The organism is Dorea ammoniilytica, from assembly GCF_025567415.1.
GTDB lineage: Bacteria > Bacillota > Clostridia > Lachnospirales > Lachnospiraceae > Claveliimonas > Claveliimonas ammoniilytica.
The window spans coordinates 356603-372974 of sequence record NZ_JAOQJV010000001.1; the positions used below are offsets into that span (position 1 = coordinate 356603).

18 protein-coding genes are annotated in these 16372 nt (G+C 41.9%); all 18 read right to left on the reverse strand.

The genetic code is table 11. From position 1 onward, the window contains the following. Positions 1 to 79 precede the first annotated feature (79 nt). Entirely contained in the window at positions 80 to 496 is a 417-nt protein-coding gene (locus tag OCV65_RS01740) for a putative ABC transporter permease (RefSeq protein WP_118452073.1), read from the reverse strand. A 131-nt stretch (positions 497 to 627) separates the two neighbouring features. Next, positions 628 to 2070: a tRNA (N6-isopentenyl adenosine(37)-C2)-methylthiotransferase MiaB gene (gene miaB, locus OCV65_RS01745; RefSeq protein WP_262580714.1), complete on the reverse strand. Its 1443-nt coding sequence runs from the start codon at positions 2068 to 2070 to the stop codon at positions 628 to 630. Then, a complete protein-coding gene (locus OCV65_RS01750) occupies positions 2036 to 2215 on the reverse strand; it encodes a DUF4250 domain-containing protein (protein WP_118383894.1) in 180 nt (59 codons plus the stop codon). The genes miaB and OCV65_RS01750 overlap by 35 nt, the downstream gene beginning before the upstream one ends. A gap of 2 nt (positions 2216 to 2217) precedes the next feature. Further along, complete coding sequence (locus OCV65_RS01755) at positions 2218 to 2439, reverse strand: DUF896 domain-containing protein (RefSeq protein ID WP_118383895.1); 222 nt, start codon at positions 2437 to 2439, stop codon at positions 2218 to 2220. A 47-nt stretch (positions 2440 to 2486) separates the two neighbouring features. Then, positions 2487 to 2852: a hypothetical protein gene (locus tag OCV65_RS01760; protein ID WP_262580716.1), complete on the reverse strand. Its 366-nt coding sequence runs from the start codon at positions 2850 to 2852 to the stop codon at positions 2487 to 2489. 81 nt (positions 2853 to 2933) lie between these two features. After that, positions 2934 to 4583 carry a putative polysaccharide biosynthesis protein gene (locus tag OCV65_RS01765; RefSeq protein ID WP_262580717.1) on the reverse strand — a complete coding sequence of 550 codons (1650 nt, stop codon included), beginning with the start codon at positions 4581 to 4583 and terminating at the stop codon, positions 2934 to 2936. 11 nt (positions 4584 to 4594) lie between these two features. Beyond that, positions 4595 to 5089: an rRNA maturation RNase YbeY gene (gene ybeY, locus OCV65_RS01770; protein WP_118383897.1), complete on the reverse strand. Its 495-nt coding sequence runs from the start codon at positions 5087 to 5089 to the stop codon at positions 4595 to 4597. A gap of 1 nt (position 5090) precedes the next feature. Then, entirely contained in the window at positions 5091 to 6083 is a 993-nt protein-coding gene (locus OCV65_RS01775; RefSeq protein WP_118383898.1) for a PhoH family protein, read from the reverse strand. Then, the gene (locus OCV65_RS01780; RefSeq protein WP_317258744.1) at positions 6070 to 7353 is read right to left on the reverse strand and encodes a sporulation protein YqfD; all 1284 of its coding nucleotides are present in this window, start codon (positions 7351 to 7353) and stop codon (positions 6070 to 6072) included. The genes OCV65_RS01775 and OCV65_RS01780 overlap by 14 nt, the downstream gene beginning before the upstream one ends. Continuing rightward, positions 7319 to 7588, reverse strand: a complete 270-nt coding sequence (locus tag OCV65_RS01785) for a YabP/YqfC family sporulation protein (protein ID WP_262580720.1) — start codon at positions 7586 to 7588, stop codon at positions 7319 to 7321. The genes OCV65_RS01780 and OCV65_RS01785 overlap by 35 nt, the downstream gene beginning before the upstream one ends. Positions 7589 to 7668: 80 nt before the next feature. Then, positions 7669 to 8829 (reverse strand): FprA family A-type flavoprotein, encoded by a 1161-nt coding sequence (locus OCV65_RS01790; protein ID WP_262580722.1) that lies wholly within the window; start codon positions 8827 to 8829, stop codon positions 7669 to 7671. Between the two features lie 75 nt (positions 8830 to 8904). Beyond that, positions 8905 to 10281, reverse strand: coding sequence for an MATE family efflux transporter (locus OCV65_RS01795; RefSeq protein WP_262580724.1), 1377 nt, complete (start codon positions 10279 to 10281; stop codon positions 8905 to 8907). 59 nt (positions 10282 to 10340) lie between these two features. Further along, positions 10341 to 10820: a 23S rRNA (pseudouridine(1915)-N(3))-methyltransferase RlmH gene (gene rlmH, locus OCV65_RS01800; RefSeq protein ID WP_262580725.1), complete on the reverse strand. Its 480-nt coding sequence runs from the start codon at positions 10818 to 10820 to the stop codon at positions 10341 to 10343. Between the two features lie 136 nt (positions 10821 to 10956). Next, positions 10957 to 11808: a carboxylating nicotinate-nucleotide diphosphorylase gene (gene nadC, locus OCV65_RS01805; protein WP_262580726.1), complete on the reverse strand. Its 852-nt coding sequence runs from the start codon at positions 11806 to 11808 to the stop codon at positions 10957 to 10959. Beyond that, complete coding sequence (locus OCV65_RS01810; RefSeq protein WP_262580727.1) at positions 11805 to 12986, reverse strand: L-aspartate oxidase; 1182 nt, start codon at positions 12984 to 12986, stop codon at positions 11805 to 11807. Before OCV65_RS01810 ends, nadC begins: the two co-directional genes overlap by 4 nt. Positions 12987 to 13000: 14 nt before the next feature. Continuing rightward, complete coding sequence (gene nadA / locus OCV65_RS01815) at positions 13001 to 13906, reverse strand: quinolinate synthase NadA (protein ID WP_262580728.1); 906 nt, start codon at positions 13904 to 13906, stop codon at positions 13001 to 13003. A 185-nt stretch (positions 13907 to 14091) separates the two neighbouring features. Next, positions 14092 to 15480: an NADPH-dependent glutamate synthase gene (gene gltA / locus OCV65_RS01820; protein ID WP_262580729.1), complete on the reverse strand. Its 1389-nt coding sequence runs from the start codon at positions 15478 to 15480 to the stop codon at positions 14092 to 14094. Further along, a complete protein-coding gene (locus OCV65_RS01825; protein WP_262580730.1) occupies positions 15480 to 16367 on the reverse strand; it encodes a sulfide/dihydroorotate dehydrogenase-like FAD/NAD-binding protein in 888 nt (295 codons plus the stop codon). The genes gltA and OCV65_RS01825 overlap by 1 nt, the downstream gene beginning before the upstream one ends. Positions 16368 to 16372: the final 5 nt, after the last annotated feature.

A 16372-nucleotide genomic window follows, 5' to 3' on the forward strand; every position in this document is an offset into this window, starting at 1 on the left:
ATATATTAGCAGTTGGATTTTTACAAGTCAATACATTTTTGTATAATTGTATACAAAAATTCAATTTGTGTTCATTAAGTTATAGAATATGATACGACGGCTTAACTTCTTTGTAAAGATAAAATGCAAGATAGCCACTGAGAAAAATTCCAAGTACACTTAGACCTGAAAAAATAATCATAAAAGGTACACAGATCTGTCCAAATACCTGTAACGGCATCTGGCTGTAATCCCAGACACTGTAATGCAGCCACTTATTTACGATGATTCCTGTAATGAATTCCCCTGCCGTTACAAATACGGTACAGCGAAGCGTCTGTTTCCAGACAGGTTCCTGCCATCCCATGCTCTCTCCCTGAATATAAAAAAACACAAAACAGATACCACCAAGCACATACATAGACCAGTGGGAAAATCCACGGAACAGTATTTCAAATGTATAATACAGAGCACCGCCAAGTGCCCAGAAAAATAAATATTTACTGATTTTCCGCATCATAAAAACGCCCTCACTATGTTTCTTACCACATAGTGTGAGCGTTTTAAGTTCAAAATATTTATAATTACAGGTGGCAGATTCCACCATTTGCAGCATCTACAAGCTGCTTTAAATAGTATAAATTTAATTTAAGCTCGTGTACCAAGGTAATAGAATCCCTTACATTCATCCAGATGCACTTCTACAATCTTACCGATTAAATCAGCTTCTCCTGGGAAATGAACCAGCAGATTATTACTCATTCTTCCGGTAACCAGTGTGTCGTCGTGATCATTCACAGATTCTACCAGAACAGATACCGTCTTACCTTCGTGTACGGAGCATACTTCTGCTGAGATCTTCTGTACTTCCGCAAGGAGTCGATCAAAACGTTCGTGAACCACATCATCCGGAACCTGATTCTCCATAACAGCAGCCGGTGTTCCGGTACGTTTGGAATAAATAAATGTAAATGCACTGTCGTATCGTACCTTTTTCACAATATCCATGGTATCCTCAAAATCTTCTTCTGTCTCTCCCGGGAATCCTACTATAATGTCCGTAGTAAGTGAGATATCCGGAATCGCAGTTTTAATCCGTTCTACCAGGTCAAGATACTGCTCCTTTGTATAACGACGGTTCATTTTCTTCAGAATCTCTGTGCTTCCGGACTGCACCGGTAAATGAAGATGCTTACAGATTTTCTTGGAATTCTTCATAACTTCGATCAGTTCATCAGATAGATCCTTAGGATGAGAAGTCATGAAACGAATGCGCTCCAGTCCTTCAATTTTTTCAATTTCCTGCAGAAGTTCGGCAAATGACATTGGCTCGTCCAGATTCTTGCCATAGGAATTGACATTCTGACCAAGCAGCATGATTTCCACTACACCATCTGCCACAAGACGTTCAATCTCACGCACAATTGCTTTCGGATCACGGCTCCGCTCTCGCCCTCTTACGTACGGCACAATACAGTAGCTACAGAAATTATTGCAGCCGAACATAATATTAACACCGGATTTGAAATGGAACTTTCGTTCACTTGGCAGATCTTCTACAATCTTATCGGTATCTTTCCAGATATCAATGACCATACGGTCTGACTCGAAACGAGTGGTAATTAACTCTGCAAATTTATAGATATTATGGGTTCCAAAAATCAAATCCACAAACCGATAACTCTTTTTTAACTTCTCTACAACTTCCGGTTCCTGCATCATACAGCCGCAGAGACCGATCATCATATGTGGACGTTTTTTCTTGACACGGTTTAACTGTCCCAGACGCCCATAGACTCTCATATTTGCATTTTCGCGGACAGTACAGGTATTGTAGATTACAAAATCCGCATTCTCTTCTTTTTCCTCTTCCGCATATCCGATCTTACGAAGGATACCTACCAGTTTTTCTGAATCTCTGGCATTCATCTGACACCCAAAGGTTACCACACAGAACGTCGGCTGATGACCGATCTGTGCTTCCAGGTTCTTTACGTATTCTTTCGCTTTTTCTATGTAATAGTACTGACGCTCCGGTTCTGTTACCGGAATCTGCTCAGACAAACTGATGTCTGGTTTCATCGTATTCATAATCTATTCCTTTCAGTGTTTCGATTAATTCTTCCTTATTGACTCCAAGATCCTCACAGAAAGCATCCAGTGAGTCGTAAAAATCCCGAAGCTTAGTGTTCACAACACTTAACAGCAGCATCGGATCTTTGGGCAGATTGTTCATCCTTAATTTCCTTTCTTATGTCCGTGTTTTTTACCAAGATCGGTAATACTACCATCCTTTTCCTGGATCGAAATATTATCCAACTGCGAGCTAAGGTTGCGTTTTATCGCATCGATATATTCTTTTCGAAGAATCTGCTGTTCCATCTTCTCAACTTCTGACAGACCTTCTGCTTTTGACTTACGGTATAACTCATTGATTCGATCAATTCTAGATTTATCCATTGTAACAATCCTTTCCAGATTAACTGTTTTAAGTTATCTTATTTTATCTAACTACTGTAATTTTCCAGAAAGCCATATAATTCCTGCAGACTTTCCACGTATTTACCATTCTTAATTTCATTTTGAAGTGTAACCGGAAGTTCGGTTACTTCAATACTTGTATATTCATATACTGTTTTTTTATCCTGCAGACAGACAATCACAAACCCTTCCCTCTGCATTAAGTAATAGCCAGCATTTTTCTCAGCGCTGCCCTCCGTCGTCTGAACAGGATTCTTCTTCAGCTCAGATTCTATCTCCTCTTTTTGACGGTCTACCGCAGCATAATAACTTAACTGATATGCTCCGGCAAGCAGAACAATGATGACCAGTGATACAGTCAGAAACCAGATACTATACTTTTTACTATTCATAGGAAATCTCCTTTTTTAGTATAGTATCGGTTATCCGCTCTGTATTTATACAATCACCTTTCGATTATCTAATGCAATATCCTATCGAAGCAAATGCAGCTTTTTGAAAAGACCAACAATCTTTGTACCCATCGGTAATGTCTTAATTTCCGCTTCTGTAACACCCTTCAATAAAATCAATGCCACAAAGTATACCGCAATTGCCACAAGTACCGCAATCACAGTCGCAATATGAGGTCCTACAAATAACTCAAACACCAGATGAACACCAAGTGCCACAATACTCATAATAATTGCCGATATACCAGGGATAATAAATGTCTTACGGTATTCCTGTACATAGCCGCTGCATTTCCTGAGATCTCTGTCATTCAAAACACAGATCGCAGCTGCAAAAATAATCTTACTTGCGACAATAGAATAAATATTCCAATGAAATGCTACCAGCATAATGTACAGTGCAACCAGATGGATTACCAGCGAAATTGCTGCATTCTTAACAGGCTGTGACATATGATCCATACCCTGAAGTGCTGCATTGGTCACAGTAGACAGGCAGAAAAATACAACCGAAATTCCACCAATCTTAAGCAGCATTGCCGGAATTGTATTATCCTGCGTAAAATACAACAGATCCAGGATCGGTTTGCCAAGTGTAATAAATGCTGCTGCGCATGGAATCGCAATGATCATATTAAATCGGCTGACCAGATCAATCTTATTATGTATTTCTTTACGGCTTCCTGTCTGAATCGTAGCCACAAGACTTGGCATAAAGGATGCCGCCAATGCACTTGCAACACTCAGCGGAATATTGGTGATCGTATCATACTGTCCGCTGAACATACCAAGAAGTTCAGTGTATTCTTTTTTCGGCATTCCCTGCGCTGCCATAGCATTTGTAAATACCGCCTGATCTAACAGGTTACTGATATTGTATACGGTAGCGCTTAAAATAACCGGTGCAATCGTAAAAAGCAGTACCTTCGCAATATGTTTACCACTCTCGGTACGATGTTCTGTATCATGTTTCATTTGCTTTTTGAAGCCTTTTCTAAAGACACAGAATAAAAGAATCAAAAATACCAGGGCAGCCAGTGCACCGGCAACCGTTCCCAATGTTGCACCTGCTGCTGCGTAAGCTGCTCCATAAGATTTCTTGTCTGCTCCTGATACGGAATTCTGTCCAACCTTTAATAACATGTATGCGCCAACAATACTTACGATCGCATTGATGATCTGCTCTACAGTCTGTGATACCGCCGTAGGGATCATGGTTCCGAAGCCCTGGAAGAACCCACGGAATACACCAAGAAATGCAACAACCAGAATACATGGTGCCAGTACACGGAGTGCATAGACGGACAGATCCATCTTCATAATATCTGTCGCAATGAATCCTGCTCCAAAGAATACGATTGCAGTAACAATACCACCTGCTATGATCGCAAATGTCATTGCTCCACGAAAAACGCGGTATGCATTGCGGTACTGTCCGGTAGCCACTCTTGCAGATACCAATTTGGATACGGCAGTCGGCAGACTGTAAGAAGTTAACATCAGTGCCAGATTGTATACTTGAAATACCATTCCGTAGTATCCATTTCCTTCGGCTCCCATAATATTAGTCACCGGAATACGATAAGCAAGTCCGATAATTTTTGTAATTAATGCAGTGGCAGCGAGGATAGCGCCCTGCATCAGAAAGCTGTTTTCTTTTTTCTTTGACATAATCTTTTCCTCTAACGAACGATATTCAGTGCATTTAGAATCTCATTCTGCATACGTTCCATCGTCTTACGTTCTTCCTCTTCCATATGGTCATAACCGAATAAGTGTAACATAGAATGAGCAATTAGGAAAGCATATTCTCGTTTTATTTCATGTCCGTACTCTTCTGCCTGAGCGATTACTCTGTCTTTAGAGATCACAATATCCCCAAGCAGCAGTTCTCCGGTCTCCGGATGAAAACAGTCATACTGATCTTCCAGAAAATCAAATTGTCCTGCTTCTTCGTATTCAACCATCGGAAAAGAAAGTACATCTGTCGGACGATCAATACCTCTGTGTTCTTTGTTCATCTGATGAATCTCTTCATCCGTAGTCAACAACAGATTCACCTCTGCCTCATAAGGACATTCCGCATAATCAAGTGCTGCTTCAATCACTTCTTTTGCAAGGCCCTCACAGTCGACCGGAAGCTTTACCTCGCCTTCTTCTTCATAGTTTAATGTCATATTAATTTCTCCTCTTACCGTGTTCTCTGCCACGCGACTTCTTTGACTCATAATCTTCGTATGCCTTTACAATCTGCTGTACCAGTGGATGTCTAACTACATCCTTGCTGGTAAGCTTGCATACCGAGATCTCTTCAATCTTTTTGACAACATTAATGGCCACATCTAATCCGGAAGTCTGACCTGCCGGAAGATCCTTCTGCGTCGAATCTCCGGTAATAACTACCTTAGAGCCAAATCCAATACGCGTCAGAAACATCTTCATCTGCGCAGGTGTAGTATTCTGTGCTTCATCCAGGATAATAAAGGCATTGTCAAGTGTACGGCCTCGCATGTATGCAAGAGGCGCCACCTCGATCAGACCTTTTTCTGAATTCTTAAGAAAACTTTCCGCTCCCATGATCTGATACAGTGCATCATACAATGGGCGCAGATACGGATCAATCTTACTCTGCAGATCACCCGGCAGGAAACCAAGCTTCTCTCCCGCTTCAATCGCTGGTCTTGTCAGAATGATCCTCCCTACTTCATTATTCTTAAATGCAGTAATGGCCATCGCCATTGCAAGATATGTTTTACCTGTTCCGGCAGGTCCAAGCCCAAATACGATCATCTGTTTCCGGATCGCATCTACATATTTCTTCTGTCCCAATGTCTTAGGCTTGATAGGTTTCCCCTGCAATGTATGACAGATAATGTCATCATCAATCTCAAGTACTTTACCTTCGCTCTGTTCCATAGAAAGTGCCAGTGTGTAATTCACGTTCTGTTCCTGAATCTGATTGCCACGTCTTGCAAGCGCCGTAAGCTGTTCCAGTACACTTTTCGCCTGCAGTGCCACAGTCTCTTCACCCAGAATCTTCACAGTGTCATCTCTGGCAATCAGAGTCACGTGCAATGTTCGTTCTATTTTCTTTGCAAATGCATCAAATTGTCCGAATACATTTGCCTGATGCTCAGCAGGAATATCTACTGTTGTTTCAATCATCCCCATCTGTGTTATCCTCCATAATACTGATCGGCTGAGGAACTGCTATATCAGTAATAACCGTAAGCTGTCCGAAAGCCCTGGCGCAAACGCGCCCTGTGTATATTTTAACATCATTCGAGATAATTTCTACCCTTTTTTTCCCCAGAGTCTCTGTAAAATGCTGATAGTTCATGCTAAGTATCTTTTGTAGTCCTTTCCCGGTATGTTTTTTTTGCTCTATATAGTAATACCGGCCAATCCGACTCCCAATCCGTACAGGAATCGAAAAATGTTCTCCAAGAGAAAAGTTCTTTTCCAGGGTGTAGATTTCCGCCTGATCTGATATTTTATCCGATTTTCCGCTGTTAAGATACAGATTTCCAATCTGGAGATATGGTTCTGCTTGCTGAAAATCATAATATACCTTTTCTGGATACTGAACGTTTTCCGTGTCTTCGTATTCCAGAATTGTCCGTGCTCTGATATCTGCATCTGCCTTTTGATACTGATAGCCTATCGTCTCTCCGTCGTCACCAACCACAGGTACTGCGCCGCTTACAAGGATCTGTCCCTTTTCAACGGTATCCCCCTTTTTTACCAGCGGAATTCCTTTTCGTACAATCATACTTTCTATAATACCACTTCGTTCTGCAACCAGATCATTTCCATCCTGCTGCATAACTGCATAATCAGTGCCTTCATCTCCGGAATCTTCATTTTCTCTTACCCGCACATTTAATGTGCTGCCGTCTACCGAGACCGATACCCAGATGATTCTGTCATGGGACTTTCTCAGTAATGTGGCAATATCAGTGCAATCTACACTGGATATCAGAATACCTGGTCGTATCTTGTAATCTGCGAGGAATTCTTCCAGGGCTTCATCCGTGTATCTTCGATTACCGGTAATATCAATCTCCCAGATAAAAAGGGACATAAGATAAATAAATCCTGCCGCGCATACCGCTCCACCAAAGAGCACTTTTCTTTTCCTGTGCTGAAACAGAAAAAAAGGGAATCCATACCGTTTTATAATCACAGCACGAACTCCTGTCTTTTTTAAAATCGGTTTTAACATGCGAAAATCCGAGATACTGATATTCATTTCGTAGAAGTCCTGAACTGGCTGAATATTCCAGATATAGATGTTCCGGTGCATACAGGCATTCAAAAACCTTTCAGGTGAAAAGCCGGAGATGCGGATGCGCAGGCTTCCCCTGAAATAACCTATAACCTTTTCAATCACGTATACCCACTCCTCAGTTTTTAAATTCAACCGCAATAATTCGTCCACGTATAAGCATTTCCAGATTTGTATAGTATTCAATCCACAGATTTTTACCCTTTATGCATACTTCACCACTCCCAGTCTGTACGCGGATCAGTAATTCCGAATACTCCTGAATCCCCCTGTAATTTTCTATCGTAAGTTCCGTCCGCCCGGTCAGCGTCAAAATAGGAGCTTTTAACGCTACATCCTTTGGCATTTCTGCTGCATCGGATACGTGATCAATCAATTTATCTTTCATAAAATAAAGCCACACATAGTTTTGTAATATCCTATGCATGGCTTTCTCCGACTATTCAAATATATCATTTTGAAGCTGTATTATTTGCTCCACAACTCATCTGCGAGAGCTTTGATCTGTGCTTTTGTCTCCTCTTTTACACCTGACTTAATAGTTACGGCTGTCTCCGTCCAGGTAAGATTCTTACAGCCTTCCATCATAGACTTAATATTCTTGGCTGCAACCGGAGCCCAGGAACCATTCTCAATGATACCTATTGTACGGTTCTGGAAGTTACGCTCTTTCAGCCCATCAATAAATGTCTGCATAAATGGAAAAACTCCACCATTATAAGTAATGGTTGCAAGTACCAGCTTACCATGGCGAAATGCATCTTCGATACACTCTGCCATATCTTCTCTTGCAAGATCAGCAACTACTACACGTGGGCATCCATTGGCCTTCAGCTCTTCGCCAAGAAGTTCAGCTGCTTTCTTCGTATTGCCATAGACAGATGCATAAGCAATCATAACGCCTTCTGTCTCTACACCGTAAGATGACCACGTCTGGTAAAGATCCAGATAATAACCAAGATTTTCTGTCAGTATCGGTCCGTGCAGTGGACAGATCTTTTCAATATCAAGAGTGACTGCCTTCTTTAACAGAGCTTGCACCTGCGCGCCATACTTTCCAACGATTCCGAAGTAATATCTTCTTGCTTCACATGCCCAGTCTTCTTCTACATCCAGCGCACCAAATTTACCAAAGGCGTCTGCTGAAAAGAGAATCTTATCCTTGCTGTCGTATGTGACCATAACTTCTGGCCAGTGTACCATTGGTGCAAATACAAATGTAAGCTCATGACTTCCAAGTGAGAGTGTACCGTTATTCGTCACAACTTCCTGTTTGTCTGCAAGATTTAAGCCAAAGAAATTCTCAATCATCTGAAATGTCTTGGCATTACCTACAACCTTAGCCTCTGGATATGCTTCGACAAATTTTGTGATATTCGCAGAATGATCCGGTTCCATATGCTGAACTACCAGATAATCCGGCTTTCTGTCTCCGAGTATTTCTGCTACGTTAGCAAGCCATTCCTCACCAAAATTCACATCTACCGTATCCATTACCGCAATCTTCTCGTCCATAATTACATAAGAATTATATGCCATACCATTCGGTACTGCAAACTGTCCTTCAAACAGATCCACCTGATGGTCATTGACGCCTGCGTAATATATATCTTCTGTTATCTTCTTCATGCTGATACAGCCTCCTTCGATTCACAATTTCTTACATCATACTGCCTCTTTCGGGAAAATGCAAGACAGTCGCATTTATTTTCCTGTCGGTTTCTGTATCTTCTTCAGTGCATCCCTGAAACGCACCCGAAATAACAGTACCGTAAATGTAATTGCAAAGAAATCTGCGATTGGTTCAGCCATATAGACTGCCATAGTCCGGTCAGAGTTCCATATCATTGGAACGATATAGATTAATGGGATCAGAAGAACGAACTTACGCACAACTGCAACAATAATGGATTCCAGTGCCTTTCCCAGTGAATTAAACGTAATCTGGCAGGATATCTGAATCCCGAACAGGAACATAACCGCCATATAGATGCGAAGTGCCGGAATCGTGAATTCAATTAATTCAGCATTGGATGTGAAAATTCCGGCAAACACACCCGGTATCAGCATTACCAATGCCCAGAGTACTGTTGCATAGATCATATTGATTTTTAAAAGCAGCCAGAAGGCAGCTTTGACTCTTTCAGCATTGGATGCCCCATAATTGTAACTGATGATCGGCTGTGCTCCCTGAGACAATCCCTGTAGCGGAAGCATTGCAAACTGCATAACACTTGTAAGAATCGTCATAGCTCCTACTGCAATGTCCCCGCCATATCGTTGCAGCGAAGAATTGAAGCAGATGGAAATAACGCTTTCACTCGCCTGCATGATAAAGGTTGCGAGTCCAAGTGCCAGACAAGGCAAAATAATCCCAGGTATCAGACGCAAGTTCTCTTTTCGTATACGGATAAAACTCTTCCTGCCACATAAGAATGCAACCACCCAGATACAAGACAGTGCCTGCGAAATGATCGTTGCAAGTGCTGCTCCCCGTACATCCATATGCAGTCCAAAGATAAAGATCGGATCCAGAATGATATTACTTACAGCTCCGATTAATACAGAATACATACCTGTCTTTGCAAATCCCTGTGCGGTAATAAATGCATTCATGCCCAGAGTCAGTTCCACAAATATCGTTCCGATCGCATAAATATTCATATAGCTGGAAGCATATCCGATGGTATTCTCGCTTGCGCCAAACGCAAGTAAAAGGCCCCGATTCCATTTCAAGAGAATTGCTGTAAGGATCAATGATACAATGATCTGCAACGCAAAACAGTTACCAAGAATCTGTTCTGCTGTATGCTGTTCTTTCTTTCCCATATAGATAGATGCCCTGGGTGCTCCACCGTATCCTACCAGCGCCGCAAATGCTGATACGATCAGAATCAAAGGCATACATACGCCGACACCTGTCAGTGCTGAGGCTCCGATGCCCGGAATATGTCCAATATAAATACGGTCTACGATGTTATATAACATATTAATAAACTGTGCTGCCAGGGTTGGCAGTGCAAGCTTCAACAATAATTTTCCTATTGGTTCCTTTTCCAGGAAATCTTTATTTTCACTCATGTTACTTCCTTATGCTCCTTTGTAAATTTTGTTTTGCAAGGACTGTTTATATATGGATCTTATTTGTGATATGGTTCGTGATTTATGATCCGATAGCTACGGTAAATCTGTTCCAGAAGAATGACGCGCATTAACTGATGTGGAAATGTCATCTTTGAAAAGCTCAGTGCATAATCCGATCTCTTTAATATTTCCCTGCCAAGACCAATGGATCCACCAATGATAAATATAATATGGCTGGTTCCCTGCACGCCAAGTTTCTCAATCTTTTCTGCCATCTCCTCAGAAGTCAGCATTTTCCCGGCTATTTCCAGTGTGATCACATAAGCATCTTCCTTTATATACTTCAGGATCCGTTCGCCTTCTTTGTCCCGGATGGCATCTTCTACGGTGTCACTTGCGTTATCTGGTGTCTTTTCATCTGCCACTTCCACAATCTCCAGTTTGCAGTAACGACTCAGACGCTTGCTATATTCTGCAATCGCATCTTTCAGATATTTTTCTTTAATCATCCCTACAGTTATCAGTGTTATTTTCATCGAATTCTCCATTCTCATATTTTTAGCGATACAGTATATTATCATAGCATCAGAAGTGAAGATAAGCAAACACTTTAAATCGTTGCAGACAAAAAAGACTGCGCAATAATACGCAGCCTTTTACAGACAATATAATTTATACTGCATGCAAATTCTTCAGTGAAATATCAAGAATTGGTGCAGAGTGAGTCAGTGCTCCGCTGGAAATATAATCTACGCCAAGTTCCGTAAGTCTTGCGATATTCTCTTTTGTCACATTACCGGAACATTCTGTCTCTGCACGTCCACCAATCATTCGGATCGCTTCTTTCATGGTATCCGTATCCATATTGTCAAGCATGATAATATCGGCACCGGCTTCTACCGCTTCTTTTACCATGGCAAGATTCTCTACCTCAATCTCAATCTTTCGTACAAATGGAGCATAGTCCTTTGCCATCTGCACTGCCTTTGTTACATTTCCGGCAGCTCCAATATGATTATCTTTCAGAAGCACACCATCTGACAGATTGTACCGATGATTATATCCGCCTCCCGTACGCACTGCATATTTTTCGAATATGCGCATATTCGGTGTCGTCTTGCGGGTATCCAGAAGCTTGATCTTTGTACCTTCCAAAAGCTTTGCTACGGAATGTGTATAGGTTGCAATGCCACTCATTCTCTGGAGATAGTTCAGTGCCACACGTTCTCCGGATAAAAGTACCCGGATATCTCCTGTGACAATTCCCATAAGTTGTCCTTCTTCAACAGCATCCCCATCTTTACAATAGAAGGTCACTCCTGTCCTTTCATCCAATAATTCAAAGACACGTTTAAATACTTCCAGACCTGAAATAATACCATTCTGCTTACATATCAGCTGCACTTCACCCTTTACATATTCTTTCATAACTGAATTAGTAGTCACATCTTCACTGGATATATCTTCTTTTAATGCTTCCAGAATCAGATGATCTGCCTGCAAACGCATTGTTATTTCGTTCATACTGTTATTTCCTCATTTCTCTCAGACTTAATCTTTTCTGCAGCACGTTTGGCAAATACCAGACTCTCCAGAAGGGAGTTACTGGCAAGCCGGTTGGCTCCATGGACACCATTACAGCTGGTCTCTCCGACTGCAAAAAGATGGTTCATAGACGTATGACTGTCTTTATCTACCCAGATGCCGCCCATAAAATAATGCTGCGCAGGGACTACAGGAATCCATTCTTTTGTTACATCATATCCTTCTTCCAGACAACGTTCATAGATATTCGGAAAATGTTTCATGATGATCTCTTTGTCAATATGCTCCAGAGAAAGCCATACATGAGAAGTATGATCCTTTTCCATCTGTTTCTGGATGGCTTTGGTAACTACATCTCTTGGCAGCAGTTCATCCACAAAACGCTCACCATTCTTATCATACAGGAGTGCACCCTCGCCACGGACTGACTCAGAGATCAGGAAACTTCTTCCCGGTTTTTCCGTATACAGTGTTGTCGGATGTATCTGTACATAATCCAGATGTTCCAGTTTAATATGATGTTTTTTAGAAATCTCGATTGCATCTCCTGTCAAATGCGGAAAATTTGTCGAATGCTCATAACATCCTCCGATACCGCCGCTGGCAAAAATGGTATGCTCCGCATGGATTATAAGTTCTTCTCCGTCTTTTGTCTCAGCAACAATTCCTTCACATCCATCTGCATCTTCCAGAATATCCTTCATGGTCGTATATTCCAGAATCGTAATATTTTTACGTCTCTTCACCTGATGTAATAACTTTGTGGTGATTTCTTTACCAGTAATATCTTCATGAAACAAGATACGTGGTCTGGAATGTGCTCCTTCTCTTGTAAATAGAAGCTTGCCATCCTTCTGTGCAAATTCTACACCATATCCGATCAGATCTCGAATAATCTCCTGTGAACTCCGGATCATAATATCTACGGACTCCTTACGGTTCTCATAATGCCCGGCTCTCATGGTATCTTCAAAATAACTGTCATAATCCTGATTATCCCGCAGGACACAGATACCTCCCTGTGCCAGGAAAGAATCACTGCTTTCCAAATCTGACTTTGTGATCAGCAGAATCTTCATATCTTCCGGAAGATTCAGTGCCGCAAAACATCCGCTGACACCTGTTCCCACAATGACTGTATCTGTATTATATTTCATCTTCATACATCTCCTTACTTGCCAAGCTCTAGCATGCGCTCCAGAGGTTTCTTGGAATTCTCACGCAGACTATCTGTTACATGCACCTGATTGTCGCCTGTCTTCAGTACATGTAATACTTTTTCCAACGTGTTTTTCTTCATGTTCGGACATACAGGTACCGTCTCCGGATAGTAAAATTGTTTATCCGGATTGTTCTGTGTCAGTTTGTAATGTACTCCTTCTTCAGTACAGATAATAAACTCCTGACGGTCACTGTCCGTCGCATAATTAATAATGCCGGATGTACTTCCGATATAATCAGCAATTGCTAAAATCTCCTGTCTGCATTCTGGATGCGCAAGCACCAGTGCATCCGGATGTTCATCTTTTGCCTTCAGCACCTCGTCTGCTTCCATGCGTTCATGGGTTGGACAGAATCCCTCGTTGAAGATAAAATGCTTCTCCGGAACCTGATCTGCTATGTAATGAGCCAGATTCCTGTCAGGAATAAAGTATATATTCTTGTTTGGCAGTTTCTTTACAATCTTAACTGCATTCGCAGATGTCACGCACACATCTGAATACTCCTTTAATTCAGCTGTGGAATTGATGTAGCAGACAACTGCCACATCTTCGTAAGTCTCACGCACTTTTTTAATACGATCAATATCTGCCATATGAGCCATCGAACAATCGGCCTGCAGATCTGGCATAAGCACCGTTTTCTCTGGATTGAGAATCTTTGCACTCTCTCCCATAAAGGATACTCCGCAGAATACGATTGTCTTAGCGGTAAGTTCTGTAGCCACACGGCTCAGATAAAAAGAATCTCCTATATAGTCTGCGATGTCCTGCACTTCCGGTCTCACATAGTAATGTGCAAGGATGACTGCATCTTTTTCTTTTTTTAATTTCTTGATCTCGTCTGTAATATTCATCTCAGTTTCCTCCTGTTTACAGCTACACTGTTGACAATTATAGCACATGTATCAACATGTGACAAGACAGTTGTAAACTACAAATATATGACAAAATCTAAAATATTATTTCAAGAAACAAATAAGGAGACTATATTTCTATAATCTCCTCAAAATCATCGTAATCTTTCAGTATTTAGTTTGTTTTATTTCTGTGACAGATATTCATGAATACCCTTCGCGCCGGCTTTTCCGGCACCCATAGCAAGGATAACTGTAGCTGCTCCGGTCACAGCATCGCCGCCTGCGAATACGGCAGCCTTGGATGTCTGTCCATTTTCTTCTTCAGCTACAATACATCTTCTTCGGTTGGTCTCAAGTCCCTCCGTTGTAGATGCGATCAATGGGTTTGGAGAAGTACCAAGTGCCATGATAACTGTATCCAGTTCAATCTCGTACTCAGATCCTTCGATCGGTACCGGACGTCTTCTGCCAGATGCATCTGGTTCACCAAGTTCCATTTTGATTACTTTCATGCCTTTTACCCATCCGTTATCATCGGTAAGGATCTCTACCGGATTGGTCAACAGATTGAAGATAATGCCTTCTTCTTTTGCATGATGGACTTCTTCTGCTCTTGCCGGAAGCTCTGCTTCACTTCGACGATATACAATATGTACATTTGCGCCAAGACGAAGCGCTGTCCTGGCTGCATCCATCGCTACGTTACCACCGCCGACTACAGCTACTTTCTTACCAGCTGCAATTGGTGTGTCATAATTATTATCAAAAGCTTTCATCAGATTACTTCTGGTCAGATACTCATTTGCGGAGAATACTCCATTCGCTGTCTCGCCAGGAATTCCCATAAACATCGGAAGACCTGCACCTGATCCAATAAATACAGCTTCGAAGTTTTCCTCTTCCATCAGCTGATCAATTGTAGTTGATTTACCAATCACTACATTGGTCTCAAATTTAACACCAAGCTCTTTAACCTTTTCAATCTCTTTCTTAACAACTTTTTCTTTTGGAAGACGGAATTCCGGGATACCATATACCAGTACTCCACCCAGTTCGTGAAGCGCTTCAAATACAGTTACTTCATATCCAAGTTTTGCAAGATCACCGGCACAGGTGAGTCCAGACGGACCGGAACCGATCACAGCCACCTTATGACCATTTGTCTTCTCTGCTTTCTTAGGCTTGATATCATGCTCCAGTGCATAATCTGCCACAAAACGCTCCAGCTTACCAATAGATACAGCATCACCTTTAATGCCGCGGATACATTTGCATTCGCACTGTGATTCCTGAGGACATACACGACCACAGATTGCCGGCAATGCAGAAGACTCACCGATCACCTGATAAGCACCTTCAATATCGCCCTCTTTTACTTTGGATATAAATCCGGGAATATTGATTGATACCGGACATCCCTGGATACATCTAGCATTTTTGCAGTTCAGACATCTGGTTGCTTCTTCCATTGCCTCTTCTTTATTATATCCATAACATACTTCTTCAAAATTAGTTGCACGTACTTTTGCATCCTGTTCTCTGACAGGAATTCTCTTTAACATATCAGCCATTAGTTGTCACCTCCGCAATTACCGCATCCGCCATGGTGAGTATCACCCTCCTGCAGCTTCAGTAAAGCACGACCTTCCTGCGTCTTATACATCTGCTGTCTCTTCATGGCATTATCAAAGTCTACCAGATGTCCGTCAAATTCCGGTCCATCCACGCAGGCGAATTTCACTTCATCGCCTACCAGGAGACGACAGGCACCACACATACCGGTACCGTCTACCATGATCGGGTTCATGCTAACAACAGTCGGGATTGCAAGCTTTTTCGTCAGGAGACATACAAATTTCATCATGATCATCGGTCCGATAGCGATACAGACATCGTAATGATTACCCTGCTCTACCAGTTCCTCCACCATAGTGGTAACCATTCCGGCATGTCCGTAAGAACCGTCATCTGTACATGGATAGTAATTACCGGATACCGCACGCATCTCATCCTCCAGGATCAACAGATCCTTATTCTTGGAACCGATGATAACATCAGCATCAATACCGTGTTCTTTCAGCCATTTTACCTGCGGATATACCGGTGCAGCACCTACACCACCGCCTACAAACAGGATCTTCTTCTTTTTCAAGCTCTCAATATCTTCTTTTACAAATTCAGAAGGACAGCCAAGTGGTCCGGTAAAATCACGGAACGCATCTCCTTCTTTTAATTCAGCAAATTTTCTTGTAGATGCGCCAACCGGCTGGAATACGATAGTAATCGTGCCTGCTTCTCTGTCATAATCGCAGATTGTCAGCGGGATACGTTCTCCTGTCTCATCTATTTTTACAATAACGAACTGTCCAGGCTCGCAATGTCTTGCCACACGAGGAGCTTCTACGACCATCAGATAGATATTCTCGTTCAGCTTCTCGGCTTTCTGTATCTTGTACATCTTGT